General features: G+C 62.9%; 18 protein-coding genes and 1 pseudogene. 5 read left to right on the top strand and 14 right to left on the bottom strand.

Annotated features, from left to right (window positions below):
- The first annotated feature begins 96 nt into the window (after positions 1 to 96).
- The 4 genes from BLQ92_RS28695 (at position 97) to BLQ92_RS28710 (ending at position 3,867) form a co-directional block, all read left to right on the top strand.
- Positions 97 to 945, top strand: coding sequence for a class I SAM-dependent methyltransferase (locus BLQ92_RS28695; protein WP_090689759.1), 849 nt, complete (start codon positions 97 to 99; stop codon positions 943 to 945).
- 248 nt (positions 946 to 1,193) lie between these two features.
- The gene (locus tag BLQ92_RS28700; RefSeq protein ID WP_090689762.1) at positions 1,194 to 2,186 is read left to right on the top strand and encodes an aliphatic sulfonate ABC transporter substrate-binding protein; all 993 of its coding nucleotides are present in this window, start codon (positions 1,194 to 1,196) and stop codon (positions 2,184 to 2,186) included.
- Positions 2,187 to 2,194: 8 nt separating this feature from the next.
- Complete coding sequence (locus tag BLQ92_RS28705) at positions 2,195 to 3,121, top strand: ABC transporter permease (RefSeq protein WP_090689764.1); 927 nt, start codon at positions 2,195 to 2,197, stop codon at positions 3,119 to 3,121.
- A complete protein-coding gene (locus BLQ92_RS28710) occupies positions 3,118 to 3,867 on the top strand; it encodes an ABC transporter ATP-binding protein (RefSeq protein ID WP_090689766.1) in 750 nt (249 codons plus the stop codon). Before BLQ92_RS28705 ends, BLQ92_RS28710 begins: the two co-directional genes overlap by 4 nt.
- A gap of 7 nt (positions 3,868 to 3,874) precedes the next feature.
- Here the strand turns inward: BLQ92_RS28710 and BLQ92_RS28715 are convergent, their stop codons facing one another.
- The 10 genes from BLQ92_RS28715 to BLQ92_RS28760 all read right to left on the bottom strand — a co-directional run bounded on the left by BLQ92_RS28715 (position 3,875) and on the right by BLQ92_RS28760 (position 16,428).
- Positions 3,875 to 4,642 carry an amino acid ABC transporter ATP-binding protein gene (locus BLQ92_RS28715; RefSeq protein ID WP_090689769.1) on the bottom strand — a complete coding sequence of 256 codons (768 nt, stop codon included), beginning with the start codon at positions 4,640 to 4,642 and terminating at the stop codon, positions 3,875 to 3,877.
- Positions 4,639 to 5,319 (bottom strand): amino acid ABC transporter permease, encoded by a 681-nt coding sequence (locus tag BLQ92_RS28720; protein WP_090689772.1) that lies wholly within the window; start codon positions 5,317 to 5,319, stop codon positions 4,639 to 4,641. The genes BLQ92_RS28715 and BLQ92_RS28720 overlap by 4 nt, the downstream gene beginning before the upstream one ends.
- A 20-nt stretch (positions 5,320 to 5,339) precedes the next feature.
- Entirely contained in the window at positions 5,340 to 6,119 is a 780-nt protein-coding gene (locus tag BLQ92_RS28725) for an amino acid ABC transporter substrate-binding protein (protein WP_090689775.1), read from the bottom strand.
- 185 nt (positions 6,120 to 6,304) lie between these two features.
- Positions 6,305 to 6,709: a 2-oxoglutarate dehydrogenase gene (locus BLQ92_RS28730; RefSeq protein ID WP_090689778.1), complete on the bottom strand. Its 405-nt coding sequence runs from the start codon at positions 6,707 to 6,709 to the stop codon at positions 6,305 to 6,307.
- A 44-nt stretch (positions 6,710 to 6,753) separates the two neighbouring features.
- Entirely contained in the window at positions 6,754 to 8,631 is a 1,878-nt protein-coding gene (locus tag BLQ92_RS28735; RefSeq protein WP_090689782.1) for a S10 family serine carboxypeptidase-like protein, read from the bottom strand.
- A gap of 436 nt (positions 8,632 to 9,067) precedes the next feature.
- Positions 9,068 to 10,519 (bottom strand): dihydropyrimidinase, encoded by a 1,452-nt coding sequence (gene hydA, locus BLQ92_RS28740; RefSeq protein WP_090689785.1) that lies wholly within the window; start codon positions 10,517 to 10,519, stop codon positions 9,068 to 9,070.
- Between the two features lie 50 nt (positions 10,520 to 10,569).
- Complete coding sequence (locus BLQ92_RS28745; protein WP_090689788.1) at positions 10,570 to 12,081, bottom strand: NCS1 family nucleobase:cation symporter-1; 1,512 nt, start codon at positions 12,079 to 12,081, stop codon at positions 10,570 to 10,572.
- Between the two features lie 122 nt (positions 12,082 to 12,203).
- Positions 12,204 to 13,535 carry an NAD-dependent dihydropyrimidine dehydrogenase subunit PreA gene (gene preA, locus BLQ92_RS28750; protein ID WP_090689792.1) on the bottom strand — a complete coding sequence of 444 codons (1,332 nt, stop codon included), beginning with the start codon at positions 13,533 to 13,535 and terminating at the stop codon, positions 12,204 to 12,206.
- A 97-nt stretch (positions 13,536 to 13,632) separates the two neighbouring features.
- Entirely contained in the window at positions 13,633 to 14,979 is a 1,347-nt protein-coding gene (locus tag BLQ92_RS28755) for an NAD(P)-dependent oxidoreductase (protein ID WP_090689795.1), read from the bottom strand.
- A gap of 168 nt (positions 14,980 to 15,147) precedes the next feature.
- A complete protein-coding gene (locus BLQ92_RS28760; protein WP_090689798.1) occupies positions 15,148 to 16,428 on the bottom strand; it encodes a Zn-dependent hydrolase in 1,281 nt (426 codons plus the stop codon).
- 325 nt (positions 16,429 to 16,753) lie between these two features.
- Between BLQ92_RS28760 and BLQ92_RS28765 the strand changes: the two are divergent.
- Positions 16,754 to 17,495: pseudogene (locus tag BLQ92_RS28765) on the top strand (TetR family transcriptional regulator C-terminal domain-containing protein).
- A gap of 102 nt (positions 17,496 to 17,597) precedes the next feature.
- On the opposite strand, the gene boxA reads toward BLQ92_RS28765, so the two are convergent.
- The 4 genes from boxA to BLQ92_RS28785 form a co-directional block, all read right to left on the bottom strand.
- The gene (gene boxA / locus BLQ92_RS28770) at positions 17,598 to 18,842 is read right to left on the bottom strand and encodes a benzoyl-CoA 2,3-epoxidase subunit BoxA (RefSeq protein ID WP_090689805.1); all 1,245 of its coding nucleotides are present in this window, start codon (positions 18,840 to 18,842) and stop codon (positions 17,598 to 17,600) included.
- A gap of 56 nt (positions 18,843 to 18,898) precedes the next feature.
- Positions 18,899 to 20,326 (bottom strand): benzoyl-CoA 2,3-epoxidase subunit BoxB, encoded by a 1,428-nt coding sequence (gene boxB / locus BLQ92_RS28775; protein WP_090689809.1) that lies wholly within the window; start codon positions 20,324 to 20,326, stop codon positions 18,899 to 18,901.
- Positions 20,327 to 20,459: 133 nt separating this feature from the next.
- On the bottom strand, positions 20,460 to 22,130 hold the full coding sequence (boxC, locus tag BLQ92_RS28780; RefSeq protein WP_090689812.1) for a 2,3-epoxybenzoyl-CoA dihydrolase: 1,671 nt from the start codon (positions 22,128 to 22,130) through the stop codon (positions 20,460 to 20,462).
- Positions 22,131 to 22,263: 133 nt separating this feature from the next.
- Entirely contained in the window at positions 22,264 to 23,229 is a 966-nt protein-coding gene (locus BLQ92_RS28785) for a helix-turn-helix transcriptional regulator (RefSeq protein WP_090689816.1), read from the bottom strand.
- Between the last annotated feature and the right edge of the window lie 20 nt (positions 23,230 to 23,249).

Below are 23,249 nucleotides of genomic sequence, written 5' to 3' on the forward strand. Positions count from 1 at the left end.
CAAAACGCGCCGCAAACGCTTATCGTTAGGCCTGTTACCGCTTCTGCCGCTTCTGCCACGCTTCATCGCGGCCCACCCGAACCCATCCCAGGCGCCATGACTCACCACTCCACTCCGCTGCTTCGTCCGCTGCGCTACACACTCGCCGCGCTATCCGCCGCACTGTTGCTGGCGGCCTGCGCGTCGGCTCCATCCATCCAGGCCTCGCTCGCCGCAGCGGTCGCCGGTCCGCAGCGTAGCGAGGCCGCGAAGGCACGCGACGTCTACCGTCATCCGCAAGGCACGCTGCAATTCTTCGAGATCGCGCCGACCCAAACGGTGCTTGAAATCGCGCCGGGTGGCGGCTGGTACACGGACATACTCGCGCCTTACCTGCACGATCAGGGCACGCTCTACGAGGCCGAATATGTGAGCCCGTCGCCCGCCGCCGCGGCGGAAGAACAGGCCGGCCATGCCGCGCTGGCACGCAAGCTCGCGGCGACTCCGCCCATCTATGGCAACGTGGTGGTCGGCACGCTCCAGGCGGGACAGTTCAGCGGGTTTGCGGCGGACGGCAACGTCGACCGCGTGTTCACCTTCCGCAATATCCACAACTGGATCAAGGACGGCCAGCTCGACGCCAACCTGCGCGCCTTCTATCGCGCGCTCAAACCAGGCGGCATCCTCGGCGTCGAAGAGCATCGCGCGGCGCCGGGCACGTCGCTGCAGCAGATGATCGATAGCGGCTACGTCACCGAGGCTTTTGTGATCGAGCATGCGCGCGCCGCGGGCTTCGAACTTGCGGCCAGCAGTGAGATCAACAGCAACCCGCGCGACACCAAAGACTATCCGCATGGCGTGTGGTCGCTGCCGCCCACCTACGAAGGCGGCAGCGTCGACAAGGCGCGCTTTGCGGCGATCGGCGAATCGGACCGGATGACGTTGAGGTTCGTCAAACCGAACTGACGACGGCAGTGTGGCGGACGGCGCGTGCTGGCACGGACGCGTGCGTCCCTGCGAGCAAAGCGTTCGTACCGTCAATGCAACATCATTAGCGATGCTATAGCGCCGACAAACGCCGCCCCCGCTCCGGCACGCGTGCAATATCGCTGCCGCGGGTTTCCTTGTGATCTTTCCTTGGTTACCGAACGCCGCGTCTTTCATTACATTGATCGGTTCACACACCTCGATCTCTGGATACTGGGAGACCAAACATGAAGCGGTTCTTCAATCGTGCGCTGGGCCGGCTGGCCGTGCTGGCGTCGGGCCTCGCGACGATGGCGGCGGCGTATGCCGCGACACCGCCGGAGATCCGCGTCGACTACGCGTACTACTCGCCGGAAAGTCTCGTGATCAAGCGCTATGGCTGGCTCGAAGACGAATTCAAACCCGATCATGCGCAGATCAAATGGGTTTTGAGTCTCGGCAGCAACCGCGCGCTTGAATATCTGAACAGCGGCGCCATCGATATCGGTTCGACCGCGGGTCTCGCCGCTGTGCTCGGCAAGGCGAACGGCAATCCCATCCGGACGGTGTATATCTTCTCGCGTCCCGAATGGACCGCGCTGGTGGTGCGCAAGGATTCGCCCATCAAGACGCTGGGCGACCTGAAGGGCAAGAAAATCGCCGCCACCAAAGGCACCGATCCGTTCCTCTTCACCTTGCGTGCGTTGCATACGGTTGGTCTGACGCGCGACGACGTCGAACTCGTCAACCTGCAGCATCCGGACGGGCGCACCGCGCTCGCGAACGGCCAGGTGGATGCGTGGGCGGGGCTCGATCCGCATATGGCGGCCGCGCAGATCGACGACGGCGACCGCCTGCTCTACCGCAACGTCGACTTCAATACGTACGGCTTTCTAAACGCGCGCGAAGCGTTTCTGCAGCAGTATCCCGAGACGGTGGCGCGTGTGCTGAAGGTCTACGAAAAGGCTCGCGTGTGGATCATCGCGCATCCCGACGATGCCGCAAAGATCGTTGCGGAAGAATCGAAAGTCTCGCTGCCGGTTGCGAAGCTGCAATTGCAGCGTAACGACTTCAGCCAGCCGGTGCCGGGCGCGCAACAGATCGCAGCGCTCAAGGCTGCCGCGCCGATCCTCGCGCAGGAGCAACTGGTCAAGCCCGGCACCGACCTGTCGCAGGTGATCGATGCGCTGGTCGACTCGCAGGTCGCGCAGCCGGTGGTGACGGCGGCAAGAGCGCAGTGAGTGCAAAGATGGCATCGACTTCTGACGAGACTTTGCCGTTCGAGGTTGACGAGGTGCGCAGACTTGGCACCCATGCGCCTTTGGCGGATGGCGCAAGCCATGCGCGGCCCTCCGCGGGACAGCAGCAGCCGCAACTGCGGCGCAGCCTGCGCCGCTGGCAGATCGCCGGTCTGCTGCTGCCGCTTGGCTTGCTCGCGCTCATCGAAGTTCTGGTGCGCACGCACGTCGTACCGGATCATCTGCTGCCCGCCCCTAGCACCATCGCCGAGACGCTCTGGCAAATGGGTGCGGCGCGCCTCGGGCGCCATATCGCCGCCAGCACGCTGCGTGTACTGGCGGGCTTCGGCATCGGCGCGGCGCTCGCGCTCGTGCTGGGCGCCGCGATGGGTCTGAGCCACCGGCTCGATGCGCTGCTCGAGCCATGCTTTCAGGCGCTGCGCTCGATTCCGTCGCTAGCGTGGGTGCCGGTGTTACTGCTGTGGATGGGTATCGACGAAGCCCCCAAGATCACGCTGATCGCGATTGGTGCGTTCTTCCCTGTGCATCTGAGCGTGGTGGCGGGGATTCGCGGCGTCGATCGCAAACTGGTGGAACTCGGTGCGATCTACCGGCTGACGCCCGCTGCGCTATTCCGGCGCATCCTCTTGCCTGCGGCGCTGCCGCAGATTTTCACGGGTCTGCGCACGGGCTTGAGCCTCGCCTGGATGTTCATGGTTGCCGCAGAACTGATCGCCGCGACTCGCGGCCTCGGCTACATGCTGAGCGACGGTCGCGAAACCGGCCGCCCCGATCTGGTGTTCGGGGCGATCCTGCTGCTTGCCGTGCTCGGCAAGCTGAGCGACGGCGCCATGCGCTGGCTCGAACACAGCGTGCTCGGCTGGCGCGACGCCTTCGATGCTTTCAACGATCAATCACGCGCAGGAGAGAAACGATGAGCGCGTCATCTCAGCCGGCCCTGCTGGAAGTACGCATCGAGGCCAAACACTATGCGGCCCGCACCGTGCTCGAGCATTTCTCGTTGCGCGTCGGGCACGGCGAGATTGTGAGTCTGGCCGGCCCGAGCGGTTGCGGCAAAAGCACCCTGCTGCGGATCGTTGCCGGACTCGACCGGCAATATCAAGGCGACGTGCGTGTGAATGGCGCGCCTCAACACGGACCGTCGCCGCAGATCGGCGTGATCTTCCAGGAACCGCGCCTGCTGCCATGGCTCACGGTGGCCGACAACGTCGGCTTCGAAGCAGGCCGCAACGGCGGACGCGATCCGCGGGTGGCGCGTTTGCTCGGCGAGGTCGGGTTAGATGGCCAGCAGCATGCGCTACCCAAGGCGCTCTCCGGTGGCATGGCGCAACGTGTCGCGATTGCCCGAGGACTGTTCTCGCAGCCCGAGTTGCTGTTGCTCGACGAACCGTTTAGCGCCGTCGATGCAATGACGCGCATGCGCCTGCAGGCCCTGCTGCTCTCGGTGACCCAGGCGCACGGCACGGCCGCCCTGCTCGTCACACACGATCTGGACGAGGCCTTGTATCTGAGCGACCGCGTGCTGTTGATGGCGGCGGCTCCGGGGCGTATCGACCGCGAATACCGGGTGGCCAGGCCGCGGCCGCGCGAGCGGCGCGACCCTGTGCTCGCCGATCTGCGTGCGCAACTGCTCGAACGGCTCGACTCCTTCGAAGCGGTTTGAAAACGCCTCACTCGACCCACGCATCCGGCAGACGCTGCGTGAGCGTCGACACAAAGCGCGCCGTCTCCGCTTCGCGCGGCTGCGTAAAGATCTGCCGCGAGGCCCCCGCCTCCACCACCGCGCCGTTGTTCAGAAACACGACGTCGCGTGCAATCGACGCGGCAAGACGCAGATCGTGAGTCGCCATCAGCATGGTCATACCCTCGCTGGCCAACTGCCTGAGCACCTCGACCACTTCAGCAGCCAGGCCCGGATCGAGCGCCGAGGTCGGCTCGTCGCACAGCAACACCTCCGGCGAAGGCGCCAGGGCACGCGCAATCGCGACCCGCTGTTGCTGCCCGCCGGAGAGCGTCGCGGGCCATGCATCCGCCTTATGGGCAATGCCGACCTTGGTCAGCAGTTCATGCGCACGCTCGCGTGCCCGCGCCTTGTCCCACTTCTGCACGGTCAGCAGCCCTTCCATGACGTTCTGCAGTACCGTCAGATGCGGGAACAACTGGAAGTTCTGAAACACCATGCCGGTGCGGCGCCGGATCGCCAGCACCGCGTCGCGCGCGGGTTTGTGCTCGCGGCTGAACTCGAGCCGCTGCGTGCCGAGTTCGAGCGAACCGCCCTCGGGAATTTCCAGCAGGTTCACGCAGCGCAACAGCGTGCTCTTGCCGCTGCCCGACGGGCCGATCAAGGCGGTGACATTGCCCGGCGCCAGCGTCAGATCGACGCCACCCAACACCCGATGTTCGCCAAAGCACTTCTCGATTTTTCCCAGCTTGATCATGCGTTGCCTGCCTGGAAAAGCGCGTGACGACCGAAGCGTTGCTCGAGCCTGACCTGCGCCGACGACAATACCGAACTCAACACCAGATAAACCAGCGCCGCCTCCGTGTACAGAATCAGCGGTTCATAGGTTACCGAGGCAATCCGCTGCGCGGCCTGAAACACTTCGGGCACCGTCAGCACGGCCGCAAGCGAGGTGTCCTTGACGAGCGAAATGAACGAGTTGGACAAGGGCGGCAACGCCACCCGCGCCGCCTGCGGCAGGATGGCGCGGCGCAACGCTTCGCCGCGCGTCATCCCCATCGAATACGCCGCTTCCCACTGCCCTTTCGGGATCGACTCGATCACCCCGCGAATCACTTCGGAGTTGTAGGCCCCGACATTCAGCGAAAAGCCGATGATGGCCGCCGTCAGCGGGTCGAGCACAATCCCCACATTCGGCAGGCCGTAGAAGATCACGAACAGTTGCACCAGCAACGGCGAACCGCGAATCAGCCAGACATAGAAACGCACGATCGCCACCGCCCAGCGCGGGCCGAACAGGCGGATCAGGGCGACGGCGAACGCCAGCACCAGGCCGAGCGCGAACGAAACGAGGGTGAGCGGCACAGTGAACACGAGCCCCGCGTAGACGAGGGGCCACAGCGACTGTGCCATCAGATGCAGCCAGGCTGGCATGATTCGGACCTATCCCGGGCTTACTGGGAGACGTCCTTGCCGAAATACTTCTGCGAGATCTTCTCGTAGGTGCCATCCGCCTTGATGTCGGCGAGCGCCTTGTCGATTGCCGCGACCAGGTCCGGGTCGCCCTTGCGCAGCAGCACCGCCGATTTGTCGCTATCCGAGGAATTGTCGAGCGCGACGATCTTCACCTGCGCGTCCGGCTTGTGCTTCTTGAAGTCGAGGAACGACAGCGAATCGTTGACCGTCGCATCCACGCGGCCCGAGGTCAGCAAATCGATCGACTCGTTAAAGCCCTGCACGGGCACAACATCCGCACCGTGGTCCTTGGCGATCTTGCCGAAATTGCTGGTCAGCGTATTGGCCGACTTCTTGCCCTTCAGGTCGTCGAAGCTCTTGATGGTCGTGTTGTCCGAGCGCACGATCAGCGCCGCATGCGAGGTAATGTACGGGGTCGAGAAATCGTACTTGACCTTGCGTGCATCGGTCACGGCGACTTCGTTGATCACCGCGTCATAGCGTTTCACGTCGAGGCCGGCGATGAGGCCATCCCATTTGCCTTCGACAAACTCCGGCTTGACGCCGAGGCGTTGCGCGATCGCGGCGGCGATCTCCACGTCGAAGCCGGTCAGCTTGCCCGATTCGTCGTGGTACGTGAACGGCGCATAGGTGCCTTCGGTGCCGACCTTTAGTACGCCAGTCGCCTTGATCTGGTTAAGTTCTTCACCGGCGAATGCCGAGGTAACCGCAGCGGCTTGCAGGAGGGCGATCAACAGCATGGAACGAATCGGCTTCATGAAAAAGATGCTCCGTAGAAGTTATTGTATGAAGATACCGGTGCAGTGTAATTCGCCGCCCCGGTAAGGTGGGCGGACTGTAGCAAACGGCCCCTATATCTACAAAGCATCAAGTTTTCGAAGAATATGCGTCCTTGTGATAAGCCGCTGGCGCAAGGGTTTGCGCGCCAGCGGGCGCCGCTTGCTTACCGCCCTTGTTGCTGAAGATACTGCCTGACGTCGCTCATGGTCACACTCCCCTTGTGGTTCGCATCGATCGCGTCGAAATGCTTGGCCACAAAGCCGAGCCCCTGCGACTGCGCCTGCGCTTTGGTCACTGCCGCGCCGTTGCTGAGCGCCGTATTGGCGCCGAGGCGCGCTTCGAGGCGCTGCTGCGCCTGCTGCTGCAGCGTCGAGCCGGTCGACGCCGTAACAGGCGCCGCACGATTCTGCGGAAAGAACGGGCCGTCGACGCCGCGGGCTCCGTTAGGCAGCGTCACGGGCGCCACCGCCTGCGGCGGCAGGGCATGCGCGCTGCTGGCGAGGCAACCCAGCACGATCAACGGAGAAATACGTCGCAACACATCGAATAGAGACATGATGACTCGCATTGTTTAAGTGAACGGAGTACCAGCAAGGTTTCACATCCCATCGGTCACGGTGCGGCCTGCGCCGTGGCGGTCGTCGGCTGGCTCGCCGGGCTTTCGTCGGCCCACGGCGGCGGCAGGGTCCACAGTGCCAGCGCATCCGGTAGCGGCGTGCCGCGGTAAAAGCGCACCAGATCCCGCTTCATCCCCGGCCGGGCCACGTCATCCAGATAAATCATATGCCCACCCTGGAAGAAGTTGACCTGCAAGTCCGGGTTCAAGCCGGGCACCGTCTGCAAGCGCGCCAGTTGCTTCTCGGTATTGAGGAACGGCGTTGCCAGATCGTGGAAGCCGTTTTCCGAGAGCACTCTGAGGTGAGGGTTCAACGTCAGCGCACCCAGGAGATCGGGAATCGTATCGGGCAACGCCTGGCCATCGTGCGAGAAATTCCACACATTGATGATATTGTCGTTCAAAGGCATATACGTCGCATTCGGCGCCGAATACCCAAGATAGTCCGGCATCTGCGTCGCGAGAGCAGTCGTGAACGGTTGGGAGATCAAAATATCCGACGGGTCGGAATCGTTCTGCAGCCGCGGATCCGAATTCGGCAACGACACACGTCCGTCATACCGGCCTATCGTCGTGCCGGGAAGCAGGCTGGTCGAGAACGGATTGGCGTTGAAGTAGCCTTGCAGCGCCTGCAACGTCAGACCGGTTGGCAAGGTCCAGTTCTGTAGCGTCGATTGGCTGGGGAACACGGGGGTACCCAGGTAATCCGGGGCGCCAAGCTGGCTCAATACCCACGACTGGGAATAGCGCTTCAAGCGGTTGTATTCGGCCGTGACGAAAAGGCTCGTCTGGAATGCATAGAGATCCTGATTGAGCGGCGTCGGCGACACCTGGTTGTAGTAGGCGGCAACTTCCGCATAGCTGGGGAAGTAACCTGCCAGCGTATCCGTATCGAGTGCGAGTTCGCTCGTCGAATTGGTGATGGCCACCGCCTCGATCGCATCGGCAAAATAATTGAGAATCGAAGACTGCAGCACGATCCCCGTCAGATGCACACCCGCCGATTCCAGTGCGAGCGCCAGCATGTCGGTGCGCGGCGTACCGTACGACTCGCCGTACAGATAGATCGGCGAGCTGCTGCGATTATTCACCGTCACATAGCGCTCGATAAAATCGCGCATGATGTCGACGTCCGCATCCGTGCTCCAGTAAGTCTGGTTCGTATTAGGCAGAATCGCCTCGGAAAGCCCGGTTCCGGGAGGGTCGATATACACCAGATCCGTGGTGTCGATCAGGCTATCCTTGTTGTCGACGAGCGGGTAATTCGGCCAGTTGCCGAACAGCGGGTCCGGGGTAGCCACTCGCGTCGGCGCAAACGATCCGAGCCGCAACCAGATCGAAGCGGATCCCGGTCCGCCGTTGTAGATAAAGGTAACCGGCCGCGGCGAGCCGTTGGTGCTCGGCGCCGTATAAGCCACATAGGACATCGTGGCTTCGGGCTTGCCGGTCGAGTCAGCAGCGGTCAAATGTCCAGTGGTGGTCGTGTAATTCACGGGCGTGCGGCCCAGCGTCCATTGGTAATGCATGACGGCCGCCTTCTCCGCAACCTGCGACGCCGCCAGACCATCGGTTGCATTGCTCGAATAGGCGACCGGGTCGAGATACGGCTGATTCGCCGTTTGCGACTGCGCTTGTGCTTGCGCCTGCGCCTGCGACTGCGACTGCGACTGCGCTTGTGCTTTTGCCTGCGACTGAGCCGCGCTTTGCTGGTTCGCCGCGCTCTGCTGCGCATTGGCAACGGTACTCGCCGCCGACCCGCCGTCGCCACCTCCGCATCCGCCGAGCAGCATGGTTACGGACGCTACAGCCACTAGGGACGGCAAAAAATGCCGACGGGGCCGGCGCTTGCCGGTAAAACCCTTATCTCGTTTCATCTCAATCCTTGGCGGTGGATTCAACTACCGTTTCACAAAGGGCGCCGTCGTCGAAGCAAATCCATTGGAGCCGAGCTCGCGCGGATAGCACTAGACAGCGGGTGAGAGCCAACTTGATTCAATGGGCATAGATTCAAGCAGGAATGTCAATTAATTAGCATTCCTGCTTATTCAGATTGGATAAATCGCTCGATTTTGCGGGGACATCATGCAGTTGAATCGTCGTGTTTTGACTGCAGATGAAAAATAGGTGACGCGGTACGCATTTGTCAAGGAAGCAAAGCGGTACCGTCAATTGAAAACACAGGAGGCTCAAGCTGGAAGGCGAAGACACGGATAACGCGAAGCGATAGCCGGAAAAACGAAGTTATTCGGTATGCCGCGATGGAGTGCATGAGCGCGCAGGCGCGCTACCGCCTGTGCGCTCATCCGCTGATCACCGCTCTACCGCGTGCGGCTCCTTGAGTTTGTTAGCCACGCGAATTGCGTCAAAATACGCGGCGTTAGGCGGACGCTTCAGATACTGCCCCGCGCCTCTGACCGCCCGCAGATCGCCGTCGGTCCACGCCAGCGCGCCGCGTGTGAGCGTATGCATTGCCACGCCCTGCACCGTCATGCCTTCGAAGACATTGAAATCCACCTTCTGGTGATGGGTCTTGACCGAAATGGTTTTGGTCGCGGCCGGGTCCCACACCACCAGGTCAGCGTCCGCCCCAACCTGCACGGCCCCTTTACGCGGATAGAGGTTGAAAATCTGCGCAGCATTAGCCGAGGTAATCCGCACGAACTCGTTCGGCGTCAGACGCCCCGAATTCACGCCGTGATGCCATAGCACCGACATGCGGTCTTCCACCCCGCCGCAGCCGTTCGGAATCTTCGTGAAGTCCTCGCGGCCCATGGCCTTTTGCGACGCGCAGAACACGCAGTGATCGGTTGCGGTAGTGTGTAACTGCCCCGCTTGCAGTCCGCTCCACAGCGCCTCGCGATGCTCGGCGGAGCGAAACGGCGGGCTCATCACATGCGCCGCGGCGCGGGTCCAGTCGGGATCGCGATAGACGGCCTCATCGATCACCAGATGCCCCGGCAAGACTTCGCCGAACACGCGCAGACCTTGACTGCGAGCCCGTGCAATCGCATCGACCGCATCCTTGGACGACACGTGCACGATATACACCGGCACGCCCAGCACCTGGGCAATCCGGATCGCACGATTGGCCGCTTCACCCTCCACTTCCGGCGGCCGCGAGAGCGGATGCGCTTCCGGCCCGGTGATGCCTTTCGCCAGCAACTGCCGCTGCAACTGGAACACCAGTTCGCCGTTTTCTGCATGCACGGTGGGCAAGGCGCCCAGTTCGAGCGAACGTGCGAAGCTGTTCACCAGCACTTCGTCGTCCGCCATGATGGCGTTCTTGTAGGCCATGAAGTGCTTGAAGCTCGACACCCCATGTTCATGCACCAGCGTGCCCATGTCGCGATGCACCGATTCGTCCCACCAGGTCACCGCCACATGAAAGCCGTAGTCCGCAGCAGCCTTCTCGGCCCAGCCGCGCCACGACTGAAACGCTTCCATCAGCGACTGCCGCGGGCTCGGAATCACGAAATCGATGATGCTCGTGGTGCCGCCCGACAGGCCCGCCGCCGTGCCCGTATAAAAGTCGTCGCTTGCCGTGGTGCCCATAAAGGGCAACTCCATATGCGTGTGCGGGTCGATGCCGCCGGGCATCACATACTGTCCATGCGCGTCGACAATCGACGCGCCCGCCGGCGCCTCCAGGTCCGGGCCAACCTGCAGGATCGTGCCGCCGTCCTGCGGGTCGGCACACAATACGTCCGCCCGCCAGCTACGGTCCGCGTCGATTACCGTGCCGCCGCGAATCAGGGTCGTCATCTTGCTGCCTCCTCATTGACTGCTATGTGTTCATTGCCACTGCCAAAGCCTCATGCGCTCGCCACCCGCGCACTGGGCCCCTTGCTCAGCTTCATCCACGCGCTATAGACGATAGACGCCAACGCGAGACCCACGAACCATGCATACGTGTACAGCGTATTGAAAAACGCCGGCACGTTGGGAAACGCCGCCGGAAACGCCGTATGCAGAAAGCCCGGCAGATTCGGCAAGACGCCCACCAGCAACGCCACCACCGCGCCGATATTCCAGCCGCCCGTATAGCTGTATTCGCCGTTCTCGTCGAACAGCTCGCGCGGGTCGAGCCGTGTGCCGCGAATCAGGAAGTAGTCCACCATCAGAATACCCGCCACCGGGCCGAGCAAGGCGGAATAACCAACCAGCCACGTAAAAATGTAGCCTTGCGTCGTGGCGAGAATCTTCCACGGCATCATCACAATCGCAATCGTCGCGGTGATCATGCCGCCGACGCGATAGGTAATGCCCTTCGGCCACAGGCTCGAAAAGTCGTAAGCAGGACCGACGAGGTTGGCGGCAAGATTGCAGCACATCGTATCGAGCGTCAGAATCACCAGCGCGACACCCACGCCGATGCCGGTCATGCGGCTTGTCAGATCGATAGGATCCCAGATTGCCTTGCCGTAGATCACCACCGTAGCCGAGGTCACCACCACCGAGATCACCGAGAGCAGCGCCATCGGCGCCGGCAAGCCGATCGACTGGCCGATCACCTGGTCGCGCTGCGAACGGGCAAAGCGCGTGAAGTCGGGAATATTCAACGCGAGCGTGGCCCAGAAGCCCACCATCGCGGTCAGCCCCGGCCAGAAGGTCACCCAGAAGAGCCCTTCTTTCTTGCCGCCCGCCACGAATTGCGACGGCGCGGCCAGCATCGTGCCGAGGCCGCCGGCCTTCGAGGTCGCCCACCAGACCAGCGCGATGCACATCACCACCTTGATCGGCGCGGACCAGCTTTCGAGCCAGCGGATCGAATCGGTGCCGTGCAAAATGAAGTAAATCTGCAGCGCCCAGAACACGAGGAAGCACGCCAGTTGCGCAAGCGAGATGTCGAGAAACGGCAGTGCCTCGCCATGCAGTGCATTGCCGGTGAGGATATTGAGCAGCGTATAGATCGCGCTGCCGCCTAGCCACGTCTGAATACCGTACCAGCCGCAGGCAACGATAGCCCGCAGCATGGCCGGCAGTTTCGCGCCCTGGGTGCCGAACGACGAGCGCACCAGCACCGCATACGGAATGCCGTGCTTCGCCCCGGCATGGCCGATCAACAGCATCGGCACCAGCACGATCAGGTTGCCCAGCAGCACGGTGAGCACCGCCTGCCACGGTGACATGCCCTGCTCCGTCAACCCGGCAGCAAGCATGTATGAGGCGATATTCATCACCATCCCCACCCATAGCGCCGCGAAGTGATACCACTTCCAGGTACGCTGCGCGGCGCCGGTCGGCGCCAGGTCGTCGTTATAAAGACTGCTGCCTTGCACGCCGGCCGCTAGCTGCGGTTCGGCGCCTTGCGCTGTCGGTTTCATTGAACAATCTCCAGTTCGTCGTTGTGGCCCGCGCCCCTCTAGGCATGTTTGCGGAGGCGTCGGGCCGGTCAGGAACCCACATCGTTACAAGCGCATCGTGTGCTGCAGTTCTGCTTTGTCACTCAGGCCGCTTTCGCGGTGGCGTGCTGGGCCGCGGCTTGCTCCGCCGGTTGCCCGGCTTGCGCTTCGCCTGCATCCACGCGCGCCGGGTTGTTCGGGTGCGTGGTCCAGTTCGCATACTCGCCCGTGTCGACCCGTTCCATCGTGATGCATTGATCGACCGGGCAAACATGCATGCATAAATTGCACCCGACACACTCGGAGTCCACCACTTCAAAATGCCGCACGCCATCTTTTTCGCGTGTGATCGCCTGGTGCGAGGTGTCCTCGCAGGCGATATGGCACAGGCCGCACTGGATACACTTGTCCTGGTCGATGCGCGCCTTGATGTCGTACTTGAGGTTCAGGTACTTCCAGTCCGTCACGTTGGGCACCGCGCGGCCACGAAAATCGTCGAGCGTCGCGTAGCCTTTTTCGTCCATCCAGTTCGACAAGCCGTCGGCGAGGTCGGAAACGATCCGGAAACCGTAGTGCATGGCCGCCGTGCAGACCTGCACGCTGCCCGCGCCCAGCACGATGAATTCCGCCGCATCGCGCCAGGTCGAAATGCCGCCGATGCCGGAGATCGGCAGATTGGGGGTTTCGACGTCGCGGGCGATTTCGGCCACCATGTTCAGTGCGATCGGTTTGACCGCGGGCCCGCAATAGCCGCCATGCGTGCCCTTGCCGTCGACAATCGGCATCGGGGCCATTACGTCAAGGTCCACGCCGACGATCGAGTTAATGGTATTGATCAGCGACACACCATCCGCGCCGCCCTTGTAGGCTGCGCGCGAGCCTGTGCGGATGTCGCTGATATTCGGCGTCAGCTTCACGAGACAGGGCAGCTTGGTGCCCTCCTTCACCCAGCGCGTGACCATCTCCACGTATTCGGGCACCTGGCCCACCGCCGCGCCCATGCCGCGCTCGCTCATGCCATGCGGGCAGCCAAAATTCAATTCGACCGCATCGGCGCCGGTGTCTTCGACGAGCGGCAGTATCCATTTCCAGTCGCGCTCGTTGCACGGCACCATCAGCGAGACAATCAGCGCGCGATCCGGCCAGTCGCGTTTGACCTGGGCGATCTCGCGCAGGTTGACGTCGAGCGGGCGGTCGGTAATCAGTTCGATATTGTTCAGGCCGGCGATACGTTGCCCGTTCCATTGCACCGCGCCGTAGCGCGAGCTGACGTTGACCACATGCGGGTCGAGGCCGAGCGTCTTCCAGACCACGCCGCCCCAGCCCGCTTCGAAGGCGCGGTTGACGTTATAGGCCTTGTCGGTCGGCGGCGCGAAGGCGAGCCAGAAAGGGTTCGGCGAGGTGATGCCGGCAATCGTACAGCGCAGATCGGCCATGTTCGGCTCCTTGGGGACTCTGTTTTATCGTGGTGTCGGTTTGTCGCTGGGTGGCTTGATGGGCTTTGCCAGGTGCAAGCACGCGCCTTAGGGATCGCTAAGCGGCCTTGACTGCCGTGCGGGCAAACTGCGCATCGATCGCGGCGGCGGCAAGCTTGCCGTCCTGCACCGCCTGCACCGTCAGATCGACACCGCCCGTCGCAGCGCAATCGCCGCCGGCCCACACATCCGGCAAGGAGGTCTGCCCGTTCGCGTCGACGGCAATCCGGTTGCCGTCGAGCGTCAGCAGATCGCGCTCCACGCCCACTGCCACCAGCGTCTGGCCGATGGCCTTCAGCACCATGTCCGCCTCGATAGTGAAGCGCTCCACGCCCTCGGCGGACGCACGTTCGAACTCGACGTCCGTCACCGTGCCGTCGCTGCCGATTAGCCGCACCGGCTTTGCATGCGTGATAAGCGTCACGCCCTGGCTCTGCGCGAATTCGCGTTCGGCCCAGGTTGCGCTCATGGTCTCCACGCCACGCCGGTACACCATCGTCACCGTCGTCGCCCCGAGCTTGCGGCTCTGCACGGCGGCATCCACGGCCGTATTGCCGCCGCCGATCACCACCACCCGGCGCCCCACCCGCACCGTCGCGAGGTCGCTCGCCTGACGCACCTGCTCGATGAAATCCACCGCGTTGAGCACACCATCAAGCGCCTCCCCTTCCAGCGCCAGTTCGCGCACGCCGGTCAGGCCAATGGCGAGAAACACCGCGTCATGTTGCTTGCGCAAGGCATCGAGACTCACGTCGCGGCCGAGCGCCACCCCGGTCTTGAGGGCGATGCCGCCCACCGAAAGCAGCCACGCCACTTCACGCTGCGCAAAATCGTCGACCGTCTTGTAGGCGGCAATGCCGTATTCGTTGAGCCCACCTGCCTTGTCGTGCGCGTCGTAAATCGTCACCGTGTGCCCGGCCAGCGCCAGACGATGCGCGCACGCGAGGCCAGCCGGACCGGCACCGACCACCGCCACATGACGCCCGGTTTCGGCTGCCCGCTTGAACAGCACCTCGCCGCGCGCCATCGCCCAGTCGGTCGCGTGACGCTGCAACGCGCCGATCGCCACCGGCTTCTCGTCCTGATGGTTGCGCACGCAAGCACCTTCGCAAAGAATCTCGGTCGGGCAGACTCGCGCACACATGCCGCCCAACGGATTCGCCGAGAGAATATCCACCGCGGCGCCCTTCAGATTGCCGTTGCCGATCTTGCGGATAAAGCTGGGAATGTCGATCTGCGTCGGACATGCCTGAATGCACGGCGCGTCGTAGCAGTAGTGACAGCGGCTCGCCGCGACCGCTGCGGCGGCCGGATCGAGCAAGGGCGCGATGTCGCTGAACTCGCAGGAAAGCTGCTCGGGCGACAGGCGCTGCGGGGCAATGTCGCCGGTATGCTTGATGGCCATACACGTTCCTTCTTCAATGTGAGGACGTAGCCGTGCCCGCCGGCCGCACTTCAGCGCGGTCGGGACGACGTGTTTTATAGGCGATACAGTCAGGCTTGTTCTAAAGGCGCCAACGCTTACTGAGTGAAGCTGGACCTGTCAGCGAGGCGCCCCGTTATCCTTACGCTGTCATGAAGCCGGCTCGCAGGCACGCTCCACCATGGCGTGCAGCAAGACATTGGCGCCCGCCTCGATCCATTCGAGCGTGGCGTCTTCGATCTCGTTGTGACTGATGCCGTCCACGCAGGGCACGAACACCATCGAAGTCGGCGCGACCTGCGCCAGATAGCAGGCGTCGTGTCCCGCGCCTGACACCATGTCGCGATGCGGATAGCCGAAGCGCTGCGCAGCGGCGCGCACCGACTTCACACAAGCGGCGTCGAACTTGACCGGTTCGTAATAGAAAATCTGCTCGAGCTGGGTTTCGAGGCCAATGCCGCCCGCAATCCGCTCGACGCCTTCGCGCAGCGCCGCGTCCATCTTCGCGAGCACGGCGTCGTCGGGATGGCGAAAATCCACCGTGAAAAACACCCGCCCAGGAATCACGTTGCGTGAGTTCGGATACACCTGCATCATGCCCACCGTCGCGCAGCCGAACGGCGCATGATCGAGGCCGATGCGGTTGACCAGATCGACCACGCGCGCCGCGCCGAGCAGCGCATCGCGGCGGCGCGGCATCGGCGTGGGACCAGCGTGCGCTTCCTGGCCAGTGAAGGTGATTTCGTACCAGCGCTGACCTTGCGCGTCGGTGACGACGCCGATGGTCTTGTGCTCCGCTTCGAGAATCGGTCCTTGCTCGATGTGCAATTCGAACGCGGCATGCACGGGCCGGCCGCCGCAGGGCTGATCGCCGGCATAGCCGATGCGCTTGAGTTCCTCGCCGATGGTCTTGCCGTCCACGTCCTTGCGCGACAAGCCGTACTCGAGCGTAAACACGCCGGCGAAGACCCCGGAGGCCACCATCGCCGGCGCGAAGCGCGAGCCTTCCTCGTTGGTCCAGATCACCACTTCCACCGGGTGTTCGGTCTCGATGCCGTGATCGTTCAGACTGCGAATCACTTCGAGCCCGCCCAGCACGCCATAGATGCCGTCAAAGCGTCCGCCAGTGGGTTGCGAATCCGCATGCGAGCCGGTCATGACCGGCAGCGCGTTGGGATTGCGCCCCGCGCGGCGCATAAAGACATTGCCCATCTGGTCGACCGTGACCGTGCAGCCCGCCTCCTTCGCCCAGCTCACGATCAGGTCACGCCCCTGCCTGTCGAGATCGGTCAGCGCCAGGCGGCAGACCCCGCCTTTCGGCGTAGCGCCGATCTTCGCCATCGTCATCAAGCTGTCCCACAAACGCTTGCCATCGACCTTGATCGACGTATCGGGTTCAGCATGCTTTAACGCCTCGGATACCGCGTTCATTCGTCTCGCTCCTTTCAATGAACCGACCATGCATTCGACCACCAACTGGTGCATCTGCGGCGGATTTTGGGGCGTTGCCGCACGGCTGCGGTGCATGCACCGCCGTCTTCGGTAGAAGACACACCCGGGGCAAACCCTGGGGTACCGGCCGCTCATCCAATCCTGTCCAGTTGGACAGGTTGTAGACGATTAACTCCGCCAAATCAATGCCTTTCGTACGGGAGAACACAGAGCGAGAAGCGTGCCATTGCAACGCAACATGGCATTTTTGCGTATCGCGAATCAGTGTGCCGCGGGTAACGCAATCCGCGCTCAAACGACTAGAATGAAGCGCGACGCGGCATGCGCGCCGCGCGAGGCCAACAATGAGACACGACGACGTGGCAGCCGACATTGCGGAAAACGACGAGACCCCGGCGCCTTTGCGGCGGCGCAAGGCGCACATTCGCGAATCGAACGAGGCCCATCTGCTGGCCTGCGCGGAGGCCGTATTTGCCGAGCGCGGCCTGGAAGGCACCAGCACGGCGATGATCGCCGAACGTGCAGGCTTGCCGAAAGCCAACCTGCATTACTACTTCCCGACCAAGCTCGCGCTATACCGCCGGGTGCTCGAAGACCTGTTCGAAGACTGGCACCGGGCTGCCGATACCTTCGAGGCCAGTGACGATCCAGTGGAAGCGATCAGCGGCTATGTGCGCGCGAAGATGGAGTTGTCGCGGCGGCGCCCGCTTGGCTCGAAGGTGTGGGCCAACGAGATCATCCACGGCGCGGAGCATATGCAGGACATCCTGACGCAGCGCGTGAAGCCCTGGCTCGAGAGCCGGGTGACGGTGATCGACGAGTGGATCGCGCGCGGCCTGTTGGCGCCGGTCAGTGCGCAGACGCTGATGTATATGATCTGGGCCACCACGCAGCACTACGCGGATTTCGATGCGCAGATTGTGGCGCTGGGCGGCAAGCGCGCGCTCAGCCAGAAAGCGTTCGACGCGTCCACTGAGGAAGTGGTGCAACTGGTGATTCGCGCGTGCGGTGCGGTGTCGCCGCAGCGACGCGAAGTGAACGAGTAAAGGAGCAAGTAAAGGAACGAGTGATGAGTGGCGCGAGCCGGAACAGCCCGCGCCGCCTCAAGTGCGCAGGCCGACTCGCGTCTGCGCACTGACCCATGCCTGTCAATACGTCTCGAGATGCAGCCGCCCTTCCCGCTTCAGGCGTGCCCACAGGCCTTCCCAATCGAGTCCATGCAGTTCGCCGATTTCCTTGAGCGCCTGCAGCACACCGTCTTCCATGCCCTTGAGCCCGCACACGTAGATATGCGTGTTGTCGTCCTTGAGCAGTTGCGCGACATCCACCGCACGTTCGCGCATCGCATCCTGCACATAGCGTTTCGGCTGGCCAGACGTACGTGAGAAAGCCAGGTTGGTATCGATGAAATCCTTCGGCAGATTGGTCAGCGGTCCGAAGTACGGCAACTCTTCTTTGGTGCGCGCGCCGAAAAACAGCATCAGCTTGCCGGTTGCGCCCTTCAGGCGACGACGTCTACGATACTCGGTCATCGCCCGCATCGGCGCGGAACCCGTACCGGTGCAGATCATCAGCAAATGCGAGTTCGGATGGTTCGGCATCAGGAAGGTGCCGCCAAACGGCCCGATCACGTTGACGACATCCCCCTTCTTCAGATCGCACAGATAGTTCGAGCACACCCCGGTCGTGGCGCTGCCGCCATGATCCTCGGTGACGCGTTTGACCGTCAGGGAAACGTTGTTGTAGCCGGGACGCTCGCCGTCGCGCGGGCTTGCGATCGAATACTGGCGTGCATGATGCACACGGCCGTCGGCGCTCGCGCCCGGCGGCAGAATGCCGATCGACTGCCCTTCCAGGACCGGAAACGGCATCGAGCCGAAGTCCAGCACGATGTGATGGATGTCGCTTTCGGTCGAGACGTCGGTGAGCCGGTAGTTGCCCACCACCGTCGCGGTGGTGGGCGCCTTGTGCGTGTAAAGGTTCACATAGGGCTTGGCGGCGGACCACGGTGGCACGGTAGAACCGCGTACCGTATCCACTTCGACACCCACCGCATCCGGCGACGCATCGTCTGCCGCCGCTAACGCACCTGCGTCATCCGCCGGAGAGACCGCCATGGTGCCCTGCTCCGGCAGCACGTCCCAGCCGAACTGCTCGTCGATGCTGTACGCGTCCGGCTTGAGCACCATGCGCCAGTTGTCGATTGCGCCAGTCGGACACGGCGGCACGCAAGCCATGCAGCCGTTACAGAGGTCCGACTTCACGACGTAGTTGTTTTCGTCGTGCGTGATCGCGTCCACCGGACAGGTCTCTTCGCAGGTGTTGCAGCGAATGCAGATTTCCGGATCGATCAGGTGCTGCCTGAGGATATCGATCGATACTGGGCCGTTCATGCCTACCTCCTACATTGTTTCCGCACGACTCGCGCAAAGCCTGCTACCGCGCAAGATCAGTTAAAGCGCACGTATTCGAAATCGACCGGTTGACGATTCACACCCATCGCCGGCGGCGCAATCCAGTTGGCGAACTTGCCGGCCTCCGTCACGCGGCCCATCAGCGACGCCACATAGGCGCGGTCTTCGGCGCTCGGCAGCCATTTCGCTTCATTGGCGGCCCATTCGGTCGCGCTGATCACGCGGCCATCCGGCGACACACGAGTGCCGGCGAAGGTGCCGATCTGGCGGTTGAACGCTTTATGCGGCACAGTGAGACGGAAATCGATGCCCGCTTTCTCCAGCACCTTGTTCCAGCGGTTCACGCCCGCCACCGAATCCTTGATGTAGTCGTCGCGCAGCACTTCGTTCATCGCGTTGAGCATCGGCACTTCGCGCTCGACCAGCTTGCCCTCCTGCACGTCGAGCAGTTTGTAGCTCTGACCGTTGAGTTGATGGTCGTCGTCGCGCTTGCTTTCCTCATAGCGGCCCTTCAGGCCCGAGCTATAGAACGTGGCAGCGTTCGATGAATGATCCGCGCCGAACAGATCGATCGTCACCGAGTAGTGGAAGTTCAGATAACGCTGGATCGTCGGCAGATCGATCACGCCCGCGGCGCGAATCTTGTTGACGTCGTCGCTCTTCAGTTCGTTCATGACCTGCGCAGTACGCTGTACTACGCGCGAGACGCCAGACTCGCCGACGAACATGTGATGCGCTTCCTCGGTCAGCATGAATTTCGTGGTCCGCGCAAGCGGATCGAAACCCGATTCGGCGAGCGCGGACAACTGGAACTTGCCGTCGCGATCCGTGAAATACGTGAACATGTAGAACGCGAGCCAGTCCGGCGTTTTCTCGTTGAAGGCGCCGAGAATGCGTGGATTGTCGTCGTCGCCGGAGCGGCGTCCCAGCAGCGCTTCGGCTTCTTCGCGGCCATCGCGGCCAAAGTAACGATGCAGCAGGTACACCATCGCCCACAAATGCCGGCCTTCTTCGACGTTCACCTGAAACAGGTTGCGCAAGTCGTACATCGACGGCGCCGTCAAACCGAGGTGACGCTGCTGCTCCACCGAGGCCGGTTCCGTGTCGCCTTGCGTAACGATGATGCGGCGCAGGTTGGCGCGATGTTCACCGGGCACGTCCTGCCATGCCGCTTCGCCCTTGTGCTCGCCGAACTGGATCTTGCGGTCCTGCTCGCCCGGCGTGAGAAAAATGCCCCAGCGGTAGTCGGGCATCTTCACGTGATCGAAATGTGCCCAGCCGCCGGCGTCGACGCTCACCGCGGTGCGCAGATAGACGTCGTAGTTGTGCGAGCCGTCCGGACCCATATCGCCCCACCACGCGAGGAAGTTCGGCTGCCACTGCTCGAGCGCGCGCTGCAGTGCGCGGTCGTCGGCGAGGTTGACGTTGTTCGGGATCTTTTCGCTGTAGTTGATCGTAGACATGTTCGGTTCCTTGGTCGGGAAACAGGCGTATTGGGTTCGAGAGGCGCGTATCGATGCGCTGGAAGCAATGGGGCCGATAGGTGCTACAGGTGCAAGCGGTACAGAGAAGGCAACGAGCTGCAAACGCGCGCTGTCAAACCCGCGAAACGTCGAATTGCGCCTTGCTGCCCTTGCCGTACACCTTGAGCGCACCCTTCTCGCCCACCGCGTTCGGCCGGTTGAAAATCCAGTTCTGCCAGGCAGTGAGGCGGCCGAAGATACGTGTCTCCATCGTCTCGGGGCCGTTGAAACGCAGATTCGCTTCGAGGCCGGTCAGCGCATCCGGCGACATCGCCGTGCGCTCTTCCAGCGCGATGCGGATTTCGTCGGCCCAGTCGATGTCGTCCGGCGACGCAGTCACGAGCCCGAGACGCTCCGCCTCGACCGGCTTGATGGCCTGGCCAATCTGCGCGCGCACGGCATCGAGCGGTGCCGCTTCTTCATAGAAACGGCGCGCCAGCCGCGATTGATGCGTAACCATCGGATACAGGCCGAAGTTGACTTCCGAGAGCGTGAGTGCCGGCTCTTCGTCTTGGTTGCTCGGCAGCGCCGCCATGTAGCTGCGATCCGCTGCGAGCGCGAGTTCGGCGAAGGTGCCCGCGAAGCACGAGCCCGGTTCGATCAGCGCGAACAAGGAACGCGACGAGACGTCGATGCGCGCCAGCGTGCGGCGCAACAGGCCGATCGTTTCGCGCACGAACCAGTGGTCCTTGTGTTGCATCAGCGTGGCGTCGGCGGCGAGCACGTTGCGGGCATCGCCCTCGGTCCTGAAGATCCACGTGCCGATCTCTAGTTCATTGGTGCGCATCGACAGGATCGCATCGTCGAGTTCGCGAGCGAATTGCAGCGGCCACCAATGCGCGCCGGCTGCGACGATGGCGTCGATGCCGGTGGGTGGTGGGCTGGCAGGCGCCTTCGCGGTGAACGTCGCGATGCGCTTCGCACGGTCGATGCTGATATCCAGCGTCGCGTAACCAAGTCCGTCTTCGCGCTCGATGCGTTCGATGCGCGTCAACGCCACGCCCTGCGCCTCGGCAGGACGGTCGCTTTGCGCAGCCAGTTCCAGCGCGCGGGCCTGAATCGCTTGATCGAACTGGTTGGGCTTCACTACCTCATCGACCAGGCGCCATGTTTTCGCACGTTCGCCGCGAATCCCTTCGACCAGCGTGCAGAAAATGTCCGCACGGTCGTGACGCACATGGCGCTTGTCGGTCACCCGCGTGAGACCGCCTGTACCCGGCAGCACACCCAGCAGGGGCACCTCCGGCAACGACACCGATGACGAGCGGTCGTCGACGAGGTAAATCTCATCGCACGCAAGCGCCAGTTCATAACCGCCACCGGCACAGGCGCCGTTCACCGCCGCGAGGAACTTGAGGCCCGAGTGGCGCGACGAGTCTTCAAGACCGTTGCGCGTCTCGTTGGTGAACTTGCAGAAGTTGACCTTCCACGCATGCGTCGACAGGCCCAGCATGAAGATGTTCGCGCCCGAGCAGAACACGCGGTCCTTCAGGCTCGTCAGAACCACCGTCCTGACTTCGGGATGCTCGAAGCGGATCCGCTGGATCGCGTCGTGCAGTTCGATATCGACGCCGAGGTCGTAGGAATTCAGTTTCAGCTTGTAGCCGTCGCGAATCCCGCCGTCCTCGGCGATATCGATGCCGAGCGTCGCGATAGGACCGTTGAAGCTCAGTTTCCAGTGCTTGTACTGAGAGGGGTCGGTGCGATAGTCGACTGGGGCAATGAGGGTTTGCGTTGCGGACATGGGCGTCTCCTGGACAATGCCTAACTGTTTTTTGAACAATAGTGCATTGCCACACACACGTAAAGCACTTTAATGCATGTTTACGTGTAAACCCTCAACCTAACCGGCCCCAAGCGGATACGGTTGAGGGCGCTCAGCCCGCCTGAGTGTCCTCGATGGTTTCCGCCTCCAGCCGCGCAGCCAGCCGGTCACGCAATTGCAGATAGGCGTCGGCGAGGGTTTTCTCGCTGGTGTCGAAGCTCATGTCCGCGCGGCCGTACAGCTCGCTGCGGCCGGCGAGAATGCGCTTGAGGTCCTCCATCGCCTCCTTGTTGCCGGAGATGGGCCGCAGATCGCCCTGCGCCACGACGCGCCGCATATGTTCTTCCGGCGTGGCCTGCAGCCAGACGGTGTAGCAGTGCGCGAGCAGCGCGCTGAAGGTGCCCGACTCCGACACGAGGCCGCCCGGCGACGCGATCACCGCACGCTCATGCTCCTGAATCACCGCCTCCAGCGCCCGATGCTCGTAGCGGCGATAGGCTGCTGCCCCATATAGCGAATGGATCTCCGAAGGCGGACAGCCAGCCAGTTGCTCGATCACACGCGTCAGTTCGACGAACGGCACCTTGCGCTCCTGCGCGAGCATCCGCCCGAGCGTCGACTTGCCCGCGCCGCGCAGGCCGATCAGCGCAATGCGGTCCTTGCGGTGCGGGTCGCGCGGCGCCTGCGCGAACATTTCGGCGAGCGCGATACGGGCCCGCTGCAACGCCGCCTGGTCGCGCCCCTGCAGCAGCTCGCGGATCAGCAGCCATTCGGCGGATGAGGTGGTTTCGTCGCCGATCACCTCGGCGAGCGGGCAATTGAGGGTGGTGGCGATCTGCCGCAACACCAGCACCGACGCGTTGCCGACGCCCGACTCCAGATTCGCCAGGTGCCGCTCGGACAAGCCTGTTTCCGTGGCCAAAGTTTTCCGCGTCATGCCGCGGCGAGCCCGCAACAGACGCACGCGCTCACCCATTGCCGTCAGGAACGGATCGCGTTCTTCCCGCTCGCCCCGTTCCTCGCGTGAGCGGTCGTCCGCGTGTTCGTCGGATGACGCGGCAGTGTCATTCTGATTCATGTTTTACGCTCCCAATACCA

Source organism: Paraburkholderia phenazinium, from assembly GCF_900100735.1.
In the GTDB taxonomy this organism is placed as follows: domain Bacteria; phylum Pseudomonadota; class Gammaproteobacteria; order Burkholderiales; family Burkholderiaceae; genus Paraburkholderia; species Paraburkholderia phenazinia.

Excerpts from the sequence above, each read along its gene's own strand:
- BLQ92_RS28760 (WP_090689798.1), bottom strand. The coding sequence starts at position 16,428 with ATGAACGCGGTATCCGAGGCGTTAAAGCATGCTGAACCCGATACGTCG.
- BLQ92_RS28730 (WP_090689778.1), bottom strand. The coding sequence starts at position 6,709 with ATGCGAGTCATCATGTCTCTATTCGATGTGTTGCGACGTATTTCTCCG.
- boxC (WP_090689812.1), bottom strand. The coding sequence starts at position 22,130 with ATGTCCGCAACGCAAACCCTCATTGCCCCAGTCGACTATCGCACCGAC.
- BLQ92_RS28755 (WP_090689795.1), bottom strand. The coding sequence starts at position 14,979 with ATGGCCATCAAGCATACCGGCGACATTGCCCCGCAGCGCCTGTCGCCC.
- BLQ92_RS28785 (WP_090689816.1), bottom strand. The coding sequence starts at position 23,229 with ATGAATCAGAATGACACTGCCGCGTCATCCGACGAACACGCGGACGAC.
- boxA (WP_090689805.1), bottom strand. The coding sequence starts at position 18,842 with ATGAACGGCCCAGTATCGATCGATATCCTCAGGCAGCACCTGATCGAT.
- BLQ92_RS28720 (WP_090689772.1), bottom strand. The coding sequence starts at position 5,319 with ATGCCAGCCTGGCTGCATCTGATGGCACAGTCGCTGTGGCCCCTCGTC.
- preA (WP_090689792.1), bottom strand. The coding sequence starts at position 13,535 with ATGGCCGATCTGCGCTGTACGATTGCCGGCATCACCTCGCCGAACCCT.
- BLQ92_RS28705 (WP_090689764.1), top strand. The coding sequence starts at position 2,195 with ATGGCATCGACTTCTGACGAGACTTTGCCGTTCGAGGTTGACGAGGTG.
- BLQ92_RS28715 (WP_090689769.1), bottom strand. The coding sequence starts at position 4,642 with ATGATCAAGCTGGGAAAAATCGAGAAGTGCTTTGGCGAACATCGGGTG.
- BLQ92_RS28745 (WP_090689788.1), bottom strand. The coding sequence starts at position 12,081 with ATGAAACCGACAGCGCAAGGCGCCGAACCGCAGCTAGCGGCCGGCGTG.
- hydA (WP_090689785.1), bottom strand. The coding sequence starts at position 10,519 with ATGACGACCCTGATTCGCGGCGGCACGGTAATCGACGCGGACCGTAGC.
- boxB (WP_090689809.1), bottom strand. The coding sequence starts at position 20,326 with ATGTCTACGATCAACTACAGCGAAAAGATCCCGAACAACGTCAACCTC.
- BLQ92_RS28710 (WP_090689766.1), top strand. The coding sequence starts at position 3,118 with ATGAGCGCGTCATCTCAGCCGGCCCTGCTGGAAGTACGCATCGAGGCC.
- BLQ92_RS28725 (WP_090689775.1), bottom strand. The coding sequence starts at position 6,119 with ATGAAGCCGATTCGTTCCATGCTGTTGATCGCCCTCCTGCAAGCCGCT.
- BLQ92_RS28695 (WP_090689759.1), top strand. The coding sequence starts at position 97 with ATGACTCACCACTCCACTCCGCTGCTTCGTCCGCTGCGCTACACACTC.
- BLQ92_RS28700 (WP_090689762.1), top strand. The coding sequence starts at position 1,194 with ATGAAGCGGTTCTTCAATCGTGCGCTGGGCCGGCTGGCCGTGCTGGCG.
- BLQ92_RS28735 (WP_090689782.1), bottom strand. The coding sequence starts at position 8,631 with ATGAAACGAGATAAGGGTTTTACCGGCAAGCGCCGGCCCCGTCGGCAT.